Source organism: Streptococcus oralis, assembly GCF_022749195.1.
GTDB lineage: Bacteria > Bacillota > Bacilli > Lactobacillales > Streptococcaceae > Streptococcus > Streptococcus oralis_CI.
In genome coordinates this window covers 89,000-105,754 of record NZ_CP094226.1, presented here as the reverse complement: position 1 = coordinate 105,754, position 16,755 = coordinate 89,000, and the positions used below count along the sequence as shown (strand labels likewise).

Annotated in this window: 19 protein-coding genes; 5 read left to right on the top strand and 14 right to left on the bottom strand. The window is 40.4% G+C overall.

Annotated features, from left to right (window positions below; all coding sequences use genetic code 11):
• Positions 1-18 precede the first annotated feature (18 nt).
• The 5 genes from MP387_RS00535 to hisS all read right to left on the bottom strand — a co-directional run bounded on the left by MP387_RS00535 (position 19) and on the right by hisS (position 5,232).
• Entirely contained in the window at positions 19-960 is a 942-nt protein-coding gene (locus MP387_RS00535; RefSeq protein WP_000806296.1) for a YitT family protein, read from the bottom strand.
• On the bottom strand, positions 938-2,701 hold the full coding sequence (aspS, locus tag MP387_RS00530; protein ID WP_242746829.1) for an aspartate--tRNA ligase: 1,764 nt from the start codon (positions 2,699-2,701) through the stop codon (positions 938-940). Before aspS ends, MP387_RS00535 begins: the two co-directional genes overlap by 23 nt.
• 151 nt (positions 2,702-2,852) lie before the next feature.
• The gene (locus MP387_RS00525) at positions 2,853-3,071 is read right to left on the bottom strand and encodes a hypothetical protein (protein ID WP_000832176.1); all 219 of its coding nucleotides are present in this window, start codon (positions 3,069-3,071) and stop codon (positions 2,853-2,855) included.
• A 17-nt stretch (positions 3,072-3,088) separates the two neighbouring features.
• Positions 3,089-3,730 carry a CPBP family intramembrane glutamic endopeptidase gene (locus tag MP387_RS00520; protein ID WP_242746826.1) on the bottom strand — a complete coding sequence of 214 codons (642 nt, stop codon included), beginning with the start codon at positions 3,728-3,730 and terminating at the stop codon, positions 3,089-3,091.
• 221 nt (positions 3,731-3,951) lie between these two features.
• The gene (gene hisS / locus MP387_RS00515) at positions 3,952-5,232 is read right to left on the bottom strand and encodes a histidine--tRNA ligase (protein ID WP_242746823.1); all 1,281 of its coding nucleotides are present in this window, start codon (positions 5,230-5,232) and stop codon (positions 3,952-3,954) included.
• A 167-nt stretch (positions 5,233-5,399) separates the two neighbouring features.
• On the opposite strand from hisS, the gene MP387_RS00510 reads away from it, so the two are divergent.
• Entirely contained in the window at positions 5,400-5,741 is a 342-nt protein-coding gene (locus tag MP387_RS00510) for a metal-sulfur cluster assembly factor (RefSeq protein ID WP_001204052.1), read from the top strand.
• Positions 5,742-5,915: 174 nt separating this feature from the next.
• Here MP387_RS00510 and ilvD read toward each other — a convergent pair whose 3' ends face one another.
• Complete coding sequence (ilvD, locus tag MP387_RS00505) at positions 5,916-7,619, bottom strand: dihydroxy-acid dehydratase (RefSeq protein ID WP_000137343.1); 1,704 nt, start codon at positions 7,617-7,619, stop codon at positions 5,916-5,918.
• A 230-nt stretch (positions 7,620-7,849) separates the two neighbouring features.
• Here ilvD and rpmF point away from each other — a divergent pair, with 230 nt between their 5' ends.
• Positions 7,850-8,032, top strand: a complete 183-nt coding sequence (gene rpmF, locus MP387_RS00500; RefSeq protein WP_000290417.1) for a 50S ribosomal protein L32 — start codon at positions 7,850-7,852, stop codon at positions 8,030-8,032.
• Between the two features lie 15 nt (positions 8,033-8,047).
• On the top strand, positions 8,048-8,197 hold the full coding sequence (gene rpmG, locus MP387_RS00495) for a 50S ribosomal protein L33 (protein ID WP_001265622.1): 150 nt from the start codon (positions 8,048-8,050) through the stop codon (positions 8,195-8,197).
• Between the two features lie 169 nt (positions 8,198-8,366).
• Here rpmG and MP387_RS00490 read toward each other — a convergent pair whose 3' ends face one another.
• The 5 genes from MP387_RS00490 to MP387_RS00470 all read right to left on the bottom strand — a co-directional run bounded on the left by MP387_RS00490 (position 8,367) and on the right by MP387_RS00470 (position 12,643).
• Positions 8,367-9,482, bottom strand: coding sequence for a site-specific integrase (locus MP387_RS00490; protein ID WP_242746809.1), 1,116 nt, complete (start codon positions 9,480-9,482; stop codon positions 8,367-8,369).
• Complete coding sequence (locus tag MP387_RS00485) at positions 9,475-9,678, bottom strand: DUF3173 family protein (protein ID WP_000498227.1); 204 nt, start codon at positions 9,676-9,678, stop codon at positions 9,475-9,477. The genes MP387_RS00490 and MP387_RS00485 overlap by 8 nt, the downstream gene beginning before the upstream one ends.
• Positions 9,679-9,894: 216 nt before the next feature.
• Positions 9,895-11,223 (bottom strand): Rep family protein, encoded by a 1,329-nt coding sequence (locus MP387_RS00480; RefSeq protein ID WP_242746804.1) that lies wholly within the window; start codon positions 11,221-11,223, stop codon positions 9,895-9,897.
• Positions 11,224-11,744: 521 nt separating this feature from the next.
• Positions 11,745-12,158, bottom strand: coding sequence for a hypothetical protein (locus tag MP387_RS00475; protein WP_125415165.1), 414 nt, complete (start codon positions 12,156-12,158; stop codon positions 11,745-11,747).
• Positions 12,159-12,175: 17 nt separating this feature from the next.
• Complete coding sequence (locus MP387_RS00470; RefSeq protein WP_242746802.1) at positions 12,176-12,643, bottom strand: hypothetical protein; 468 nt, start codon at positions 12,641-12,643, stop codon at positions 12,176-12,178.
• A 236-nt stretch (positions 12,644-12,879) separates the two neighbouring features.
• On the opposite strand from MP387_RS00470, the gene MP387_RS00465 reads away from it, so the two are divergent.
• Both MP387_RS00465 and MP387_RS00460 read left to right on the top strand, forming a co-directional pair.
• Entirely contained in the window at positions 12,880-13,335 is a 456-nt protein-coding gene (locus MP387_RS00465) for a helix-turn-helix domain-containing protein (protein WP_242746800.1), read from the top strand.
• A gap of 165 nt (positions 13,336-13,500) precedes the next feature.
• Entirely contained in the window at positions 13,501-14,019 is a 519-nt protein-coding gene (locus tag MP387_RS00460; protein ID WP_242746792.1) for an HXXEE domain-containing protein, read from the top strand.
• Between the two features lie 132 nt (positions 14,020-14,151).
• On the opposite strand, the gene rpsD is transcribed toward MP387_RS00460, so the two are convergent.
• The 3 genes from rpsD to MP387_RS00445 form a co-directional block, all read right to left on the bottom strand.
• Positions 14,152-14,763, bottom strand: a complete 612-nt coding sequence (gene rpsD / locus MP387_RS00455) for a 30S ribosomal protein S4 (protein WP_000092756.1) — start codon at positions 14,761-14,763, stop codon at positions 14,152-14,154.
• Between the two features lie 202 nt (positions 14,764-14,965).
• Entirely contained in the window at positions 14,966-16,000 is a 1,035-nt protein-coding gene (locus MP387_RS00450) for a sensor histidine kinase (RefSeq protein ID WP_042768210.1), read from the bottom strand.
• A complete protein-coding gene (locus MP387_RS00445; protein ID WP_242746790.1) occupies positions 15,997-16,695 on the bottom strand; it encodes a response regulator transcription factor in 699 nt (232 codons plus the stop codon). Before MP387_RS00445 ends, MP387_RS00450 begins: the two co-directional genes overlap by 4 nt.
• Positions 16,696-16,755: the final 60 nt, after the last annotated feature.

Sequence of the window (16,755 nt, the reverse complement as noted above, 5' to 3'; positions counted from 1 at the left end):
CTGGTCTTTTGAGTATTATTAATTGTCTGTTTCTACGAATCGCCCGAGAATGTGGACATTTTCAGATACAGAGACAAAGGCTGTCGGATCGACCTGTTTCATGATGTGTTTAAAATCATTAAACTCTGCTCGTGTGATAACCGTGATCAAGACTGCTTTTCTCTCATGATTATAGGTTCCTTCTGCATCGTGGATCATGGTTGCTCCGCGGTGCAATTTTTTATGGATTTTTGCGATTACCTTGTCAGGATTATTGGTCACAATCATGGCCTGCATACGTTTTTGCTTTGTAAAGACCGCATCTGTCACACGACTGGAGACAAAGATGGTAATCATGGAGTAGAGAGCGTATTTCCAACCAAAGGTCAATCCTGCTATCAGCATAATCGTCCCATTCACTAAGAAAGAAATACTACCGACATTCTTACCCGTTTTCTTTCGAATGGTGAGACTGACGATATCTGTACCTCCGCTAGAAATATTGTTACGGAGCGCAAAACCAATCCCCAAGCCCATGACAACACCCCCAAAAAGGGCATTGATAATGGGATCCTCTGTCAATGTCACAACTGGTACAATCTGGATAAAGAGGGAACTCATGGATACTGTGATAAAGGTAAAGATTGTAAACTTATGCCCAATCTGATACCAAGCCAAAATCATCAACGGAAAATTGATAGCATAAAAGGTTAGCGATATCGGAATGTAAAACCCAAACCAGTGATTACTCAAAGCAGAGATAATCTGTGCCAGACCTGTCGCACCACTAGAGTAAACGTGTCCTGGTTGAAAAAAGAAATTGACTGCTACTGCTGACAGAAAGCCATAAACCAGAGAAGCCGATACTTTCTCATCGTATTTTTCCCGAGAGATACTTTGTAAAACTCGTAAGATTTTTATCTGATAAGCAAAGCGGCGCAGATAATAGCGCCACCGCTTAATTCGTTTTGCTTGTTTCATCTTCTTCTACTTGTAAGCTGAGTTCCTCTAGTTGTTTGAGAGCGACTGTTGATGGAGCTTGTGTCATTGGGTCGGTTGCCTTATTGTTCTTAGGAAAGGCAATGACTTCACGGATATTCTCTTCTCCTGCTAAGAGCATCACAAAACGGTCAAGCCCGATAGCCAAACCACCGTGTGGTGGGAAACCATAGTCCATGGCTTCAAGAAGGAACCCAAACTGGTCATTGGCTTCTTCAGATGAGAAACCAAGAGCCTTAAACATGCGTTCTTGAAGGTCTTTTTGGTTGATACGGAGACTACCACCACCAAGCTCATAACCGTTCAAGACGATATCGTAAGCAATGGCACGAACCTTAGCCAAATCACCTTCTAATTCGTGAGCTGTTTCTTCCTGTGGAAGAGTAAATGGATGGTGGGCGCTCATGTAGCGACCTTCTTCTTCAGACCATTCAAACATTGGCCAATCAACTACCCAAAGGAAATTGAATTTATCGTTATCAATCAAGCCAAGCTCTTTGGCAATACGTCCACGAAGGGCACCAAGTGTTGCATTGGCTACCTCAAGCGTATCTGCCACAAAGAGAACCAAGTCCTTATCTTCAAGACCAAGTGCTGCAGTCAATTCTGCTTGGATACCAGTCAAGAACTTGGCAACTGGTCCATTTAATTCTCCATCAACAACCTTGACCCAAGCAAGACCCTTGGCTCCGTACTGTTTGGCTACTTCAGTCATCTTGTCAATGTCTTTACGTGAGTAGTTATCCGCAGCTCCTTTGACCACAATGGCTTTAACAGCAGGTGCTTCTGAGAAGACTTTAAAATCAACACCCTTGACCACTTCTGTCAAGTCCTGAAGCAACATATCAAAACGAGTATCAGGTTTGTCAGAACCGTAAAGAGCCATCGCGTCATCATACTTCATACGAGGAAATGGAAGCGTCACGTCGATGCCTTTGGTTTCTTTCATCACACGCGCAATCAATCCTTCTGTAATATCTTGGATCTCCTGCTCCGTAAGGAAGGATGTTTCCAAGTCGACCTGAGTGAACTCAGGCTGGCGGTCACCACGCAAGTCCTCATCACGGAAACATTTAACGATTTGGTAGTAACGGTCAAACCCAGCATTCATCAAGAGCTGTTTCGTGATTTGTGGACTTTGAGGAAGGGCGTAAAAATGCCCTTTATTGACACGAGATGGCACCAAATAGTCACGCGCCCCTTCTGGCGTTGATTTAGAAAGGAATGGCGTCTCCACATCGATAAACTCCAACTCATCCAAGTAGTTACGGATTGAGTGGGTCACCTTAGCACGAAGCTTAAGGTTTTCTAGCATTTCTGGACGACGAAGGTCAAGGTAACGGTAACGCAAACGTGTATCGTCATTGGCCTCAATCCCATCCTTAATCTCAAATGGCGTTGTTTTAGCTGTATTCAGCACTGTAAGAGCTGTCACGTTCAACTCAACTGCACCCGTTGGTAACTTATCATTAGCTTGCTCACGCGCAGCAACCTGACCAGTCACCTCAATGACAAACTCACTGCGAAGGCTTTCAGCTATTGCCATAACCTCTGCAGAAACTTTTTCAGGGTTGATAACCAACTGCATGATCCCTTCACGATCACGAAGGTCGATAAAGATCAAACCACCTAGGTCACGACGACGGCCAACCCATCCTTTCAAGGTCATTTCTTGTCCGATGTGTCCCTCACGAACACGACCAGCATACATACTACGTTTCATTGTTTCTCTCCTCTTTTATTCTGTTACTATTTTACCATAAAAGCGCAGGCTCTTCATGAAAATCAGCAGAAAAGTTTGATTGTCTTTAGGAATCAAAACGAACAGACAAAAAATCCGATGAAAACGTCATCGAATTCTCTGATTATGATTCTTAACCTTTTTTACGCTTTTCAGCAATCTCAGCTGCCTTTTTAGGTAGAACAATCTCCGTCGCATAAGCCGAAGCAAAACGCAAGACACCTGCAATAGGCGCAAAGACAACTGCTAGATAGTTGTAAAAGAAATCGCCTTTAAAGGCATAGGCAAGTGCCCCGATGATAAAGAAGAGAACGACCGCCTGTATCACTGCTAATAAAATTACTCGTTTCATGTGACCTCCTGACTCTATTATAGCATGAGTATCATCAAAAAGCCGATTAAATTATTCAAAGCGTGGAGAGAAATGCTGTAAAGAAGCCCTTTTCGGCTCACATAAGCCAGACCCAAACTCAATCCCAGACTAGCATAAACTAAAAACTGTTGCAAAGTCCCTGGAAAATGAATCAAGGCAAAAAGCACACTTGATACGAGGAGAAACAGAGCTGTCTGTTTACTGTTGTTTTGCTTAGGAAAGAGATAACGCGCCAGCATCCCTCTAAAGATGAGTTCTTCCGTCAGAGGAGCAAAGACCACTACCATAAAGAAACCAAAGACAGGCTGAGCAACTGTCAGTTGTGATACAATTTGTTGATTGACTGACGGATCTTCTGGCAAAAAGAACTGGGCTGTAATCGCCACTAGCAAAACCAGAGTAGGCAACCAGATATAACGATTAAAAGCTGTTGTCTGGATGCTAACCTTTTCTGTCTGATACCATCTGTAAACTCCATAAACATAGGCCCCTGACAGGGCGACATAAAGTGGCAAGACTCCAAAGATTGAAGCCCCTAGGTCAAGCGCTGATAAAGCCATACTCTGAACCAGACCATAGCCAAAGAAAAAGGATAAAACAGCTAGAAGAAACCAGCCAAGATTTTTAAGTAGTTTCATAAAAGACTCCTATTTGAAATGAAGACTTAGCATTGTTATTCGCATCATTTTGATAAAAATGTGGAATACAGTCGCAACTAAAAGGGCTAATCAGTGAATTCCTCTTGCAAAAATAGAAACGGTAGTAATGGTTTTATAAAGATATTTTTGAGCAAGCAAGAGCAATGTTGATCCTAGGAAAAAGAGGGTCAGGAATAAGATCCTGACCAGTTTTTCTACTATTAAAAGCCTAATTTCCCAAAGATTTCTGAGAAATTTTGATTGATAGCATCAAGTGACACTTGAACTTCTTCTCGTGTTTGGTTGTTCTTAACCGTCACTTGTCCGCTTTCGACTTCGCTCTCCCCTAGCGTGATGAGAGTCTTAGCCGCAAAGACATCGGCTGACTTGAACTGAGCTTTGAGTTTACGGTTAAGGTAATCACGCTCTGCTTTGAATCCTTGTTGGCGAAGGGCTTGTACCAATTCCAAGGCCTTAACATTTGCGCCTTCTCCCAAGACTGCGATATAGACATCTAGGGCATTCTCGATAGGGAGGGCCACACCTTGCTTTTCAAGGATGAGAAGCAGGCGCTCTACACCAAGCCCAAATCCAAATCCAGCAGTTTCAGGGCCACCAAAGTAGGCAACCAAACCATCGTAGCGACCACCCGCACAGACCGTCAAGTCATTACCCTCAATCTCTGTGATGAATTCGAAAATGGTGTGGTTGTAGTAGTCCAGACCACGCACCATATTGGTATCGATGATATAGTCTACACCCAGATTTTCCAACATCTGACGCACAGCATCAAAATGAGCTTGGCTTTCTGCATCAAGGAAGTCCAAGATAGACGGCGCATTTTCTACTGCCACCTTGTCTTCTTTTTCCTTAGAGTCCAAGACACGGAGAGGATTTTCCTCCAAACGACGTTGGCTATCCTTCGACAAGGTCTCCTTAAGCGGTGTCAAATAGTCGATCAAGGCTTGACGGTAGGCTACACGACTCTCAGGATTTCCAAGAGTATTAAGATGCAATTTGACACCTTGGATGCCGATTTCTTTCAAGAAATGAGCCGCCATAGCGATGGTTTCCACATCGGTAGCTGGATTACTAGAGCCAAAGCACTCGACACCAATCTGGTGGAACTGACGCAAACGACCTGCTTGTGGACGCTCATAACGGAACATAGGGCCCATGTAATAGAACTTACTTGGCTTTTGCACTTCTGGGGCGAAGAGTTTATTTTCCACATAAGAGCGGACAACGGGCGCAGTTCCTTCTGGACGGAGGGTGATATGACGATCACCCTTGTCATAAAAATCGTACATTTCCTTGGTAACGATATCCGTTGTATCTCCGACAGAGCGGCTGATGACCTCGTAATGCTCAAAAATAGGCGTACGCACCTCCGCATAGTTATAGCGCTTGAAAATCTCACGGGCAAAGCCCTCAACGTACTGCCACTTGGCAGACTCAGCAGGTAAAATATCCTGCGTTCCTTTAGGTTTTTGTAATTTCATAGGGAATCCTCTTTAAACTTAATAGTCTTATTTTACCATAAATAGAGGGATTAAAACAGCGAGAGTAGAAAATCTCAAGAGAGTCTTTTCAGAAAATTCATCAAAAACTTGCCAAATTGTCAGAATTATGAGAAAATAGAGGATATTTATCACGTGGAGGGACTGTTATGAGAGACGATATCAAAATCAATGACCGCGCTTTGGCCTTACAAGACCAAATTATCGAAAAACTAGAGAAGGTTTTTGATACAGATGTGGAATTGGATGTTTACAATCTAGGCTTGATTTATGAAATCAATCTGGATGAAACAGGTCTCTGTAAGATTGTCATGACCTTTACCGACACTGCCTGTGATTGCGCCGAAAGCCTGCCTATTGAAATCGTGGCCGGTCTGAAACAAATCGAGGGTATCGAAGATGTCAAGGTTGAAGTTACCTGGTCGCCTGCCTGGAAGATCACACGAATCAGTCGCTACGGACGTATTGCCCTTGGACTGCCGCCCCGTTAATACTCTTCAAAAATCTCTTCAAACCACGTCAGCTTTATCTCCAACCTCAAAGCTGTGCTTTGAGCAACCTGCGCCTAGCTTTCTAGTTTGCTCTTTGATTTTTATTGAGTATAAGCAGGCAAATCACTTTTGAAGATGAAAAGAAGCAAGCCGAAAATGGCTTGCTTTTTGAGTTTATTTTTTACCTGACTTGTCCATATTCCAGAAGTCTGTCACAGCTCCGCGTGAAGCAGATGATACGATATGGGCATATTTACCAAGGACACCACGGCTGTAGAGTGGTGGCAAGGTTGTTTCTGCCTTGCGTTTTTCAAGTTCTTCTTCGGATACGGCCATGGAAATTTCTTTGGTATCTTGGTCAACCGTAACGATATCACCTGTACGGAGGTAGGCAATTGGTCCACCATCCTGAGCTTCAGGAGCAATATGTCCGACAACAAGACCATAAGTACCACCAGAGAAACGACCATCCGTCAAGAGGGCAACCTTGTCTCCTTGACCTTTACCAACGATCATTGAAGAAAGGGACAGCATCTCAGGCATACCAGGACCACCCTTAGGTCCAACAAAACGAACAACGACAACATCGCCATCAACGATTTCATCTGTCAGAACGGCCTGAATCGCATCTTCTTCTGAGTCAAAGACCTTAGCAGGTCCAACGTGACGACGCACTTTAACACCTGATACCTTGGCAACCGCACCGTCAGGGGCAAGGTTCCCGTTCAAGATGATAAGCGGACCGTCTGCACGTTTTGGATTTTCAAGTGGCATAATGACTTTTTGGCCTGGTGTAAGGTCTGCAAAGTCAGCCAAGTTTTCAGCGACTGTCTTACCAGTACATGTGATACGGTCTCCATGAAGGAAGCCATTCGCTAAGAGATATTTCATAACTGCTGGCACACCACCGACTTCGTAGAGATCTTGGAAGACATACTGACCAGATGGTTTCAAGTCAGCCAAGTGAGGCACACGCTCTTGGATTGTATTGAAGTCCTCAAGTGACAAGTCAACATTGGCAGCATGGGCAATGGCAAGCAAGTGAAGAGTGGCATTTGTAGAACCACCGAGAGCCATCGTTACAGTGATGGCATCTTCAAAGGCTTCACGAGTCAAGATATCTGATGGTTTGAGACCAAGTTCCAGCATCTTAACAACAGCACGTCCTGCTGCTTCGATATCTTCTTTCTTATCAGCTGATTCAGCTGGGTGAGATGAAGATCCTGGCAAACTCATCCCTAGAACTTCGATAGCAGTCGCCATGGTATTAGCTGTGTACATACCACCACAGCCACCAGGGCCAGGGCAGGCATTACATTCGAGACGCTTCACATCCTCAGCCGTCATATCACCGTGGTTCCATTTTCCGATACCCTCAAACACAGAAACCAAGTCAATGTCTTTGCCATCAAGATTTCCAGGTGCAATGGTTCCACCATAAGCGAAAATAGCTGGGATATCCATATTGGCAATAGCAATCATAGAACCAGGCATGTTCTTGTCACAGCCACCAATAGCCACAAAGGCATCTACGTTGTGACCACCCATAGCCGCCTCGATTGAGTCTGCAATGATATCACGAGATGTTAGAGAGAAACGCATACCAGGCGTTCCCATAGCAATCCCGTCCGCTACCGTGATCGTTCCAAACTGCACAGGCCAAGCACCTGCAGATTTGACACCTTCTTTCGCCAATTTCCCAAAATCATGCAAGTGAATGTTACAAGGGGTATTTTCCGCCCAAGTCGAAATCACTCCCACAATCGGTGTTTCAAAGTCCTTATCTGTCATACCAGTGGCACGAAGCATGGCACGGTTTGGTGATTTAACCATGCTGTCATAAATGCTACTGCGGTGACGTTTATCTAATTCAGTCATCTTATCCCTCCCGTTTCAGTTTTTACTATTATAGCACATTTTAAAGGCAATGAACAGAAGAAAATTCTTGAATTTTCAGAAAATTTCGATTAATTTGATTGAATGACTTCTAATTTTTTCATCTTTTTTTGTCAAGTAACTTTACTTTACAAAAAAAATGTGTTATTCTAATATGGTTGATGAAAATCAGTAGATTGAATCGAATTTAAATACCTAAAGGAGAAAAGAAAATGGCAGTACCTGCACGTCGCACCTCAAAAGCGAAGAAAAACAAACGTCGTACACACTACAAAGTAACAGCTCCATCTGTAAACTTTGACGAAACTACTGGAGATTACTCACGTTCTCACCGCGTATCACTTAAAGGATACTACAAAGGACGTAAAATCGCTAAAGCTGCATCAGCTGAATAATAGAAGGGAGATACCATGCGCGTAAATATTACACTTGAACACAAAGAATCTGGTGAACGCTTGTACCTTACTTCTAAAAACAAACGTAACACTCCAGACCGTCTTCAATTGAAGAAATACTCACCAAAACTTCGCAAGCACGTTGTGTTCACCGAAGTTAAATAAGAGTTAAATTAGTGAAAATAGCGTTAAATCAACGTTTAAACACTTAATACTAGCCGAGTGGGAACATTTTGGCAACAAAAAAGGTAGTAAGATGTAATCTTGCTACCTTTTTATAATCTCCGTTTTCGTATAACAGACTTCGCTAGTGATACGAAAGCCGTGATTGAAATTAAAGCGATATTACCCCCTCTAGTTTATCCGCTACCTCTTTCATAGCTGAAGGGCGAAGATGGGAATATACTCCTAAAGTCGTCTGTATATCCGCATGTCCTAACCTATTTTTAAGTTCTAGGTCATTCATACCTAAAGATAGCAATAGACTTGCGTGGGAGTGCCTTAAATCATGTATACGGATACTTTTGACTCCAGCCATTTCTCCATGTTTCTTCATGCTATTAGCAAGCATTGTCTTAGTCACAGGTAAACAGTTATAAGAAAAGACAAAACTTATTTTTCCTAGCTGTTTCTGATGATTTTTCCATGAGGATAGCGCCTTAATCGTCATGGCATCGAGATAGATTTTTCTATTACTTGAAAAAGTTTTTGTAGGGTTAATTTGCCAATTATTTTTATTTTGATAAAACATAGACTTATTGACTTGTACAGCTTTATTTTCAAAATCGACATCTTCCCACGTTAAGGCTTGTAATTCGCTGATCCTCAATCCTGTCATAAAGAGAAATAGAAAACAGGTATATTTTAAATGTTCTACAACATCATTTTTTTCAAATGTTTTGATAAATTTTTCAAATTCTTCTTTTGTCCAAAAATCAACCTTTTTTCTAGTCCTCTTCATATTCCCCACCTGCCGAGCAGGATTTTCACTGACAACACCCAAAGTAAGAGCCATATCAAATAATTCTTTTACTGTTTGATGTAAATCTTTTAAGTAGTTATTAGATAAGCCTTCTTCCAAGATATCTGTATGCCATTTTTTTATATGAATAGGTTTAACATCAACCATTTTCATAGGATAAAAATATTTCAATCTTTTCAACTTAGAAGAAAATGTCATAAATGTCCGAACTGTCACTTTATTCTTATAGTGAGGTACAAAATATTTTTCCAGGAACAACTCAACCGTTAAAGTTGCACCATGTACAATAGCTTTTTTCGAGTGTTTGGCTATAAAATCATCATACCATTTCTTGGCTTCTGTTTGAGTTTTAAACCCTCTTTTCTTTTTCTGCATTCTTTTACCGGTCACTTCATCAAAACCTAGAGAAGCAACCGCATAATAAGAACTACTAGCCTTGTCATAATATACATGAGGGATTTTAGGCATATTCTTCCACTTCCTCAAAATTTAATTTTGTACCCAAAATTTCCTCAACAGCTTCAACAGGAACTTGACCCAAACCCTTGGAATTATAGTAAGCAAAGCCCTTTTGTACCATCAAAGCCTTAGCCTGTTTAATCAAACTGTAAGCCTGATAATTTCCAAAACCTAATTTTTTTAAATCTTCTTTTGTTACGAACATAGCTTTTTTCTCCTTTTCATGTTATAATTATCTTGGTTTTTTATTTTGATGTGTGATTGATTTTCACGCATCTTTTTTTTGCATCTATTCCATAAATTCCTATCATTCAGAAACATATAGATGTTATCTATTTCTTGCCTTACTGGTATACACTTCCCAAAGCGTACTATACGAAAGCTAGTATTTAACCTTTCATCAAAGAACATCACAATTTTTTTAGTCATTTGTCACGTCCTTTGCTTTTTTAGGCAATATTCTAGGATAGATACAATCTTCAAGCAATTTACGAATAAAATCGTCCTTATCTTGCGAACAAAACAAATCTTCATAGTCAAAGTTCAAAACGACGCTAGAGCCATCAGGACGTTGAAAATGACCATTCTCTCTATTCTCTCGAACTTCTGAAACACTATAAAATCTTTCTTCCATTCCATGTTTTCTAGCAATTTCAGAAGAGTAATTGACACGTCTTAAATACTGGTTTATATCTTCTTCCTGAATTTGTCCGAAAAATTGTTTAGGAGACATATAAGCCGACATAATCACCAATCTAGGAACTACTAGCTTATTTCGATAGCGTGCCGACATTCTAGCCGAGTTGATTGGATCGAATAACTTCAACCAATCCGCAGGAGCTAGGCTATCCTCTCGCAAGTCATCTAAAATAAGGATTTCCTCTCCTGAGTAATTGTCAAATGGATTTTTTGAGCTTGCAGAATATGAGCCACCTCTTAAACCTGCATTTTCAAGCGCTCCTTGCACCTCTAAAGCAATATCTCTAGCAAGTGTAGACTTACCAATCCCAGGCTTCCCTTGGATATATAGGACAGTCAAATCATACTCCCCATTTTGCAAGGCTTCCAAGCGTAGAACACTTTCACGTTCTCCAAAAATATCAAAGCCCTCAAGGAATTTCTGACGATTGTTCGCCATCAGATAATACAAATTATCGTCTTTCATAATATCAAAATATGTAAGTTCTCCCTTGTAAACTTTAGACAATACCAAATCTAAACTTTCATCAGATTTCTCACGCTTTTTCGTAGCTGCATACTTCTCAAAATCTTCTTTATTCTGATTGATAAAGGTTTCATAATCAAGCGTATCAAATGTTTCCACATCACTAGCAGGATACTGATATTTATCTTTATCCTTGGCATGGATAAGATAAGCTAAAGCGTTGATACGTGTTAGGTGTCTTCCTCCTCTTGATTTTGGAGTTTCTACACGTTCTTTTTCTACTCCAAGAGCCAAGGCAACTTTTGATAAATCCATTCTTCTTGGGAAATCAATATATCCGTGAATATGAGGTTCAACCAATTTTGTCCCATAAGAAATATCTTTATCATGGACGATAAAAGCGACTTCCACAAATTCCTCTTCTTCAACTAATTCACGGATACGGTCAAAGATTAATCTGAAAATCTTTGTCTTATTATCTTCCCAATTCTCAAGTAATTTCTTATCTGATACAGCCCAATCCCAAAAGTCTGGTTTCAGTTGTTGCTCAAATAAGAAACGTCTATTTCTAATTCTTTTCGTCATTCTTTCTCCTTTTCAATTTATGAAAGGTTTTTTGCATATTATTTCTATGCTTTTGTTTTTTTATTCTTTTGTTTTGGGCATATGCTTCATTTTTTCGAGCATAAGCCCATACATAAGCCCATGCATAAACCCAAGAAAAACCCCTTAATTTTTGGCATTTTTGCTTTTCCTAACGCTACGCTGACACCTTCGGTAATGTCCTCGGAAAGCTTGCCAATCAAGGGATTACCCTTGGTTTGCACCATTCTATCGTCAAGTCCTAGAATGGCGCCCGCGCATAGGTTTTGGGCATATGGGCATATACTTCCTCAAAAAACTCTTGTGACTAAAATTTCTGCATATTTAGGTAGCTTGGTTGCATTGCCCTGTCGGAACAAGTCAGCCAACTAGATGCCCGCTGATACCCGCAACCGCTCAGGGCGAACCGCCCTTTTTGCGGTTGCTATCAGCTACTAGTTAGCTCACTTGTAAACCGACAGGAGCAAGGCGGCCAGCTCCCATCATATACAGAAATTTTAGACCTACATAGCAAGTTTTAGCCCAGAGGCTACTAGTTTGACGGCTTTATATCCTGCATTTCTACCCTCAACCCAGTCCGCTTTGACCTGCACATCTAGCAACTCAACGAATAGAGAGCCACCAAACTCAATGGTTTCTTCAATCTCCTCAAAACTGCCATGAACTTCAATCTTGATAGACTTAACGTCCTCTTGATCAATTAACCCATCATTTACGGCTTTAGCGGTTCGCTCATCAATTCCCTCTAAAATATAATGGCTCAAAATGTCCGTCTGTTTACCATCTTTGAACTTCTTACTTGGTCGAGCTTTGGAAAAATCTACTTGAATTTTCTTCGGAATATCAAATTGAGAGCTTTCAAGAGCTACTTCTTTAAGTGAAAGAGGTGATGTAAGTTTAATTTTTTTGTTTGCCATTTTTTATATTTCCTTTTCTATTTTTTCAATTTTGAGAAGAACCCTTTTGCCTGTTTTTCTTCCAAGGCTTCAAGTCGTTCTTCTAGCTTTTGTAGTCTTCTAATATCGTTTTTCAAAGAAATAATCTGAAAGGCTGTATTTTTGTTACTTTCTTTCTGTTTCTCTTTGAACTTTTTTAATTCAGCCACGTCTTGTTTAAGTGCCCTTTCTTCAGCACTCTTCAAGTCGCCCCATATAGCAGTTACAGCTTCAGTCATGTTTTTTGTTTCATCAATTCGCTTAGAAAGTTTGATAAACTTTTCAAATTCTTCTTCAGTAAATTGATAATGGTCTTTTACGTGCTTACGTGTGACCTTTATTTTGACTTTCTTAAACTCGTAACCTGATAAGCGTTCTATACTTATCCGCCATTTTTTAACAGCACTATAAGACTTCCCTGTGGCTTCCATGATGTCTTTATACTCGTAATAATTCTTATTCGGCATCTCCTTTCCTCTTTTCTATATATATGTTATAATTAAGATGGTTTTATTAAATATGTCTTTGAGGTTTTTCTTCAAAGACCATTTTTATACAATCATAAGCAGTTACCCCCTTGAAAATCCTTCTCAAAATATGATATAATCAATACGTCTTTTTGAGATATATTTTATTTTATCTCGTTTTGAAGTGTTTGTCAAGTTTTTAACACGTCTTTTTGAGATTTTAGATCGGAGCAACTATGGGAAAAGTATCTTTACTACCTCAACGATTAAAAGAATTGCGATTACAGCATGGACTTACACAGGCTCAACTAGGTGAAAAAGTCGGTGTAAAACAAAATACCTTCACAAATTGGGAAAATGGAAAAAGAACTCCCAGTTTAGAAGATATTGTTAAATTATCTAATTTATTAAGTGTATCCATAGAATATCTTGTTGGATATAGCGACATAAGAAGACCTTATATTGTCACTAATGTAGAAGATGAAAATTACAGAACAGTAGAAGCACTGTTAGAAATTACAGACTTACTTATAGGTATCAACAAAGAGGCAACGGAAACCGGACAAAGCATAGAAAATATAATCGAAAACTTAGCAATTTCTGAACAGACCAAAAAACTCTATAAAGACTTCTTAAATTTTGCTAAATTCCAATATTTTGGCAACAATTCGGAAACAACAGAAACAGAATAACCCTATTTTTAGTAACTTAAAACTTATTAAAACTTAATAAAACATGGCGTTTTAGTTAAATCAATAGCTATATGTTACAGAGGTTAAATAAGCATAACTCAAAACGCCTTACTGAGCGTTTTTTGCTTTATTGGTTAGCGATCTATAACTTTTCAGGAGAGATTTATGGCATTTTATCTTTGGATATTCCCGCTACTCTTTATCTTTCACGATATGGAAGAAATTATCGGTCTTGTCCCTTGGATTCATCTCAACGAAACCTTGCTGGCTCAAAAGGCTCCTGCTATTCTCAAGATTCACAAAGGAATTACAACAGAGGGATTTGCCCTTGCTGTTTTTGAGGAGTTTATCATTGTCTTATCCATCACTTTATTAGCGTATTTTACTCAATCTAGAGCGCTCGAATTAGTTTGGTTAGGAGGATTTGTGGCCTTTGCACTCCATCTCTTGCTCCACATTGGACAATCAATTCTTCTCCGTAAGTATATCCCTGCTCTCATCACTTCTATCCTTTGTTTTCCTATCAGTGCTTATTTGATTATCGACATCGCGCATTTGTGGCAGGTTTCGACTAGCGAATTTTTCCTATTTTCACTGGTCGGTTCAAGCATCGTCGTCATCAATCTCCTCTTTGCTCTCTGGCTTGGGAAAAAATATTCCGTCTGGCTTGCCCATAACCATTAACAAAAGTTCCTTGCAATTTCATTTTGCAGGGAAATTTTTTATCCTCCTTCATAGTTAAGAAGTGTTCTATAGTTTTTTAAGACAAAGCAAAAAGCCCACTGTTGTAGGCTTTCTGTAAGATATTTCTTAAAATTAAAGCATTTTGTTGTAGAATTCAACGACAAGTGCTTCGTTGATTTCTGGGTTGATTTCGTCGCGTTCTGGCAAGCGAGTCAATGAACCTTCCAATTTTTCAGCGTCGAATGATACGAATGCTGGACGTCCAAGAGTAGCTTCTACTGCTTCAAGGATAGCTGGAACTTTCAATGATTTTTCACGAACTGAGATCACTTGACCTGGAGTTACGCGGTATGATGGGATATCAACGCGTTTTCCGTCAACAAGGATGTGACCGTGGTTTACGAATTGACGAGCTTGACGACGAGTAGTCGCAAGGCCAAGACGGTAAACAACGTTATCCAAACGACGTTCCAAAAGAAGCATAAAGTTGAAACCTAGGATTCCGCCTTTGATTTTTGTAGCTTGTACGAACAAGTTACGGAATTGTTTTTCACCTACACCGTAAGTGAAACGAAGTTTTTGTTTTTCAGCCAATTGCAAACCGTATTCTGACAATTTAGAACGGTTGTTTGGTCCGTGTTGTCCTGGTACGTAGTTACGACGTGCCAATTCTTTACCTGTACCTGTAAGTGAAAGGCCAAGGCGACGAGCTTGTTTCCAAGATGGTCCTGTATAACGTGACATGTGAATGTCCTCCTGATATAAATAATATTTCGGTGGAAATAGTCACTTAGAAAGCCCTGATTCGTGCAGATGCCCTTCGCCTAAACAGCCAAGGTTACTTGTCATAAGACACCTGTTGACGAGCTTCATGCTTTCCTGCTGCTATTTCACACAAAGGCTATTGTACCATGAAAAGCTAGATTTGTAAAGGGATTTTACGGCTTTATTTCAAATTAAGGCTGAATGTAAACTTGCTTCCTAAGCCATATTGACTTTCTGCTGTGATTTCGCCACCAAGCTGATGGGCTAGTTCGCGTGCAATCGCAAGACCTAATCCATGTCCACCTGTCTTCATATTGCGCGAAGTTTCCACACGATAAAGTCGTTTAAAGATCTTTTCCAAATCCTCAGGAAGGATCCCCTGACCCTCGTCTTTCACACTGATTGTCAGCTCTTGTTCTGTTAATTGGGCAAGAACCTCGATTCTGGTTCCTGGTTCTGAATATTTAAAGGCATTGTTTAACAAATTGACCAGAATGCGAGAAAGTTTGTCAGAATGGCTCTTGATTTTCGCCGACTCAGGTGACACTTGAATGTAAACATCCCGCTCCTCTTGTTCAATCTGGAGTTGAAATTCACTCATTGACTCAATCAGTAACTGATCTAAAAAGACCTCTTCGACTTCTTCATCGGCAGTATCTTGAGGTTGTGTATTAAGAGTCAAAACATCCAATTCCTCCACTAGCTTGTTTAGACGCTCAGTTTGCCGACCAATCGTGGTTAAGTAGTGGAGCCGCTCCTCTTCCTTAATCACTCCATCTAGAATTCCCTCCACAGTAACCTGAATGGAGGTAATGGGAGTTTTAATATCGTGAGAGAGCTGCGCAATCATCATTCTCTTTTCTTGCTCGCTCTCATCAAGTGATTGAAAGGTAGCTTGCAAATTGTGGGACATGTCATTAAAAGCCTGGCCCAGCTCTTGAAATTCTAATGGGCCTTTAGTTTCGATTTCTGTGCTGAAATCCTTGCTTGCTATATCCTGAGCTTGTTTTTTCAAATGTTTCAGAGAAGAGAACACTGGCGACAAAAGAAAGATGCTCACTGCAGCGCCAATGAAACTAGCAATCAAGGTCATTCCAACTAGGAAGTAAACTTCACTTTTCTCGATCAACATCCGTTGGACTGCCCAGAAAACGACCAAAATCGTTAGTAGAGTCGACACTAGATACCCCACTAAAATATAGTTTTTTAATTTCATTTTCTACCTCTTGGTCTTTCCATCTTATAGCCCAAACCCCAAACAGTTTTGATAGCAGGAGCATTTGAATTCGTATACTTGGTCAACTCTTGCCTCAAAGCATGGATATGAACATTGAGTGTATTGGTATCATCCACATAGTCCTCTTGCCATACCTTCTCGTAAAGTTCCGTCTTTGAAAAGACTCTCTCGGGATTGCTGGCTAATATCCATAGAAGTTCAAAGGATTTTACTGTCAATTCCAAAGGTTGATCCCCAATGCGAACCTCATGAGTCACATGGTTGATCACTAAGTCACCAAACTCGATCTGTTCTGTCTCTCTTCCACGGCTAAGGCGACGCAAGATATTATTCACTCTTAAAACCAATTCGCGTGGACTAAAGGGTTTGACTATAAAATCATCTGCCCCCAAACTTAAGCCATAAATCTTATCCTGTTCGCTTGTCTTAGCAGTTGTAAAGAGGAAGGGTTGATCCGGAGCGATATACTGAACTTCACTGATAAAATCATAGCCATCCATATTGGGCATCATGATATCTGTGATAATGAGGTCGATAGATTTTTTTCTGAAAAGCTCTAAGCCCTCCTTACCATCATGGGCGACCAAAACATCGTAACCTGCCTGTATAAGATAGCGGTGTTGAATATCTAGAATATCTATCTCATCATCAACCAGCAAAATTGTCTTTTTCATCTGACACTCCTTCGATAAAAACAGTGTTATACTTGCTTTAGTATAACACTATTTTCCCTA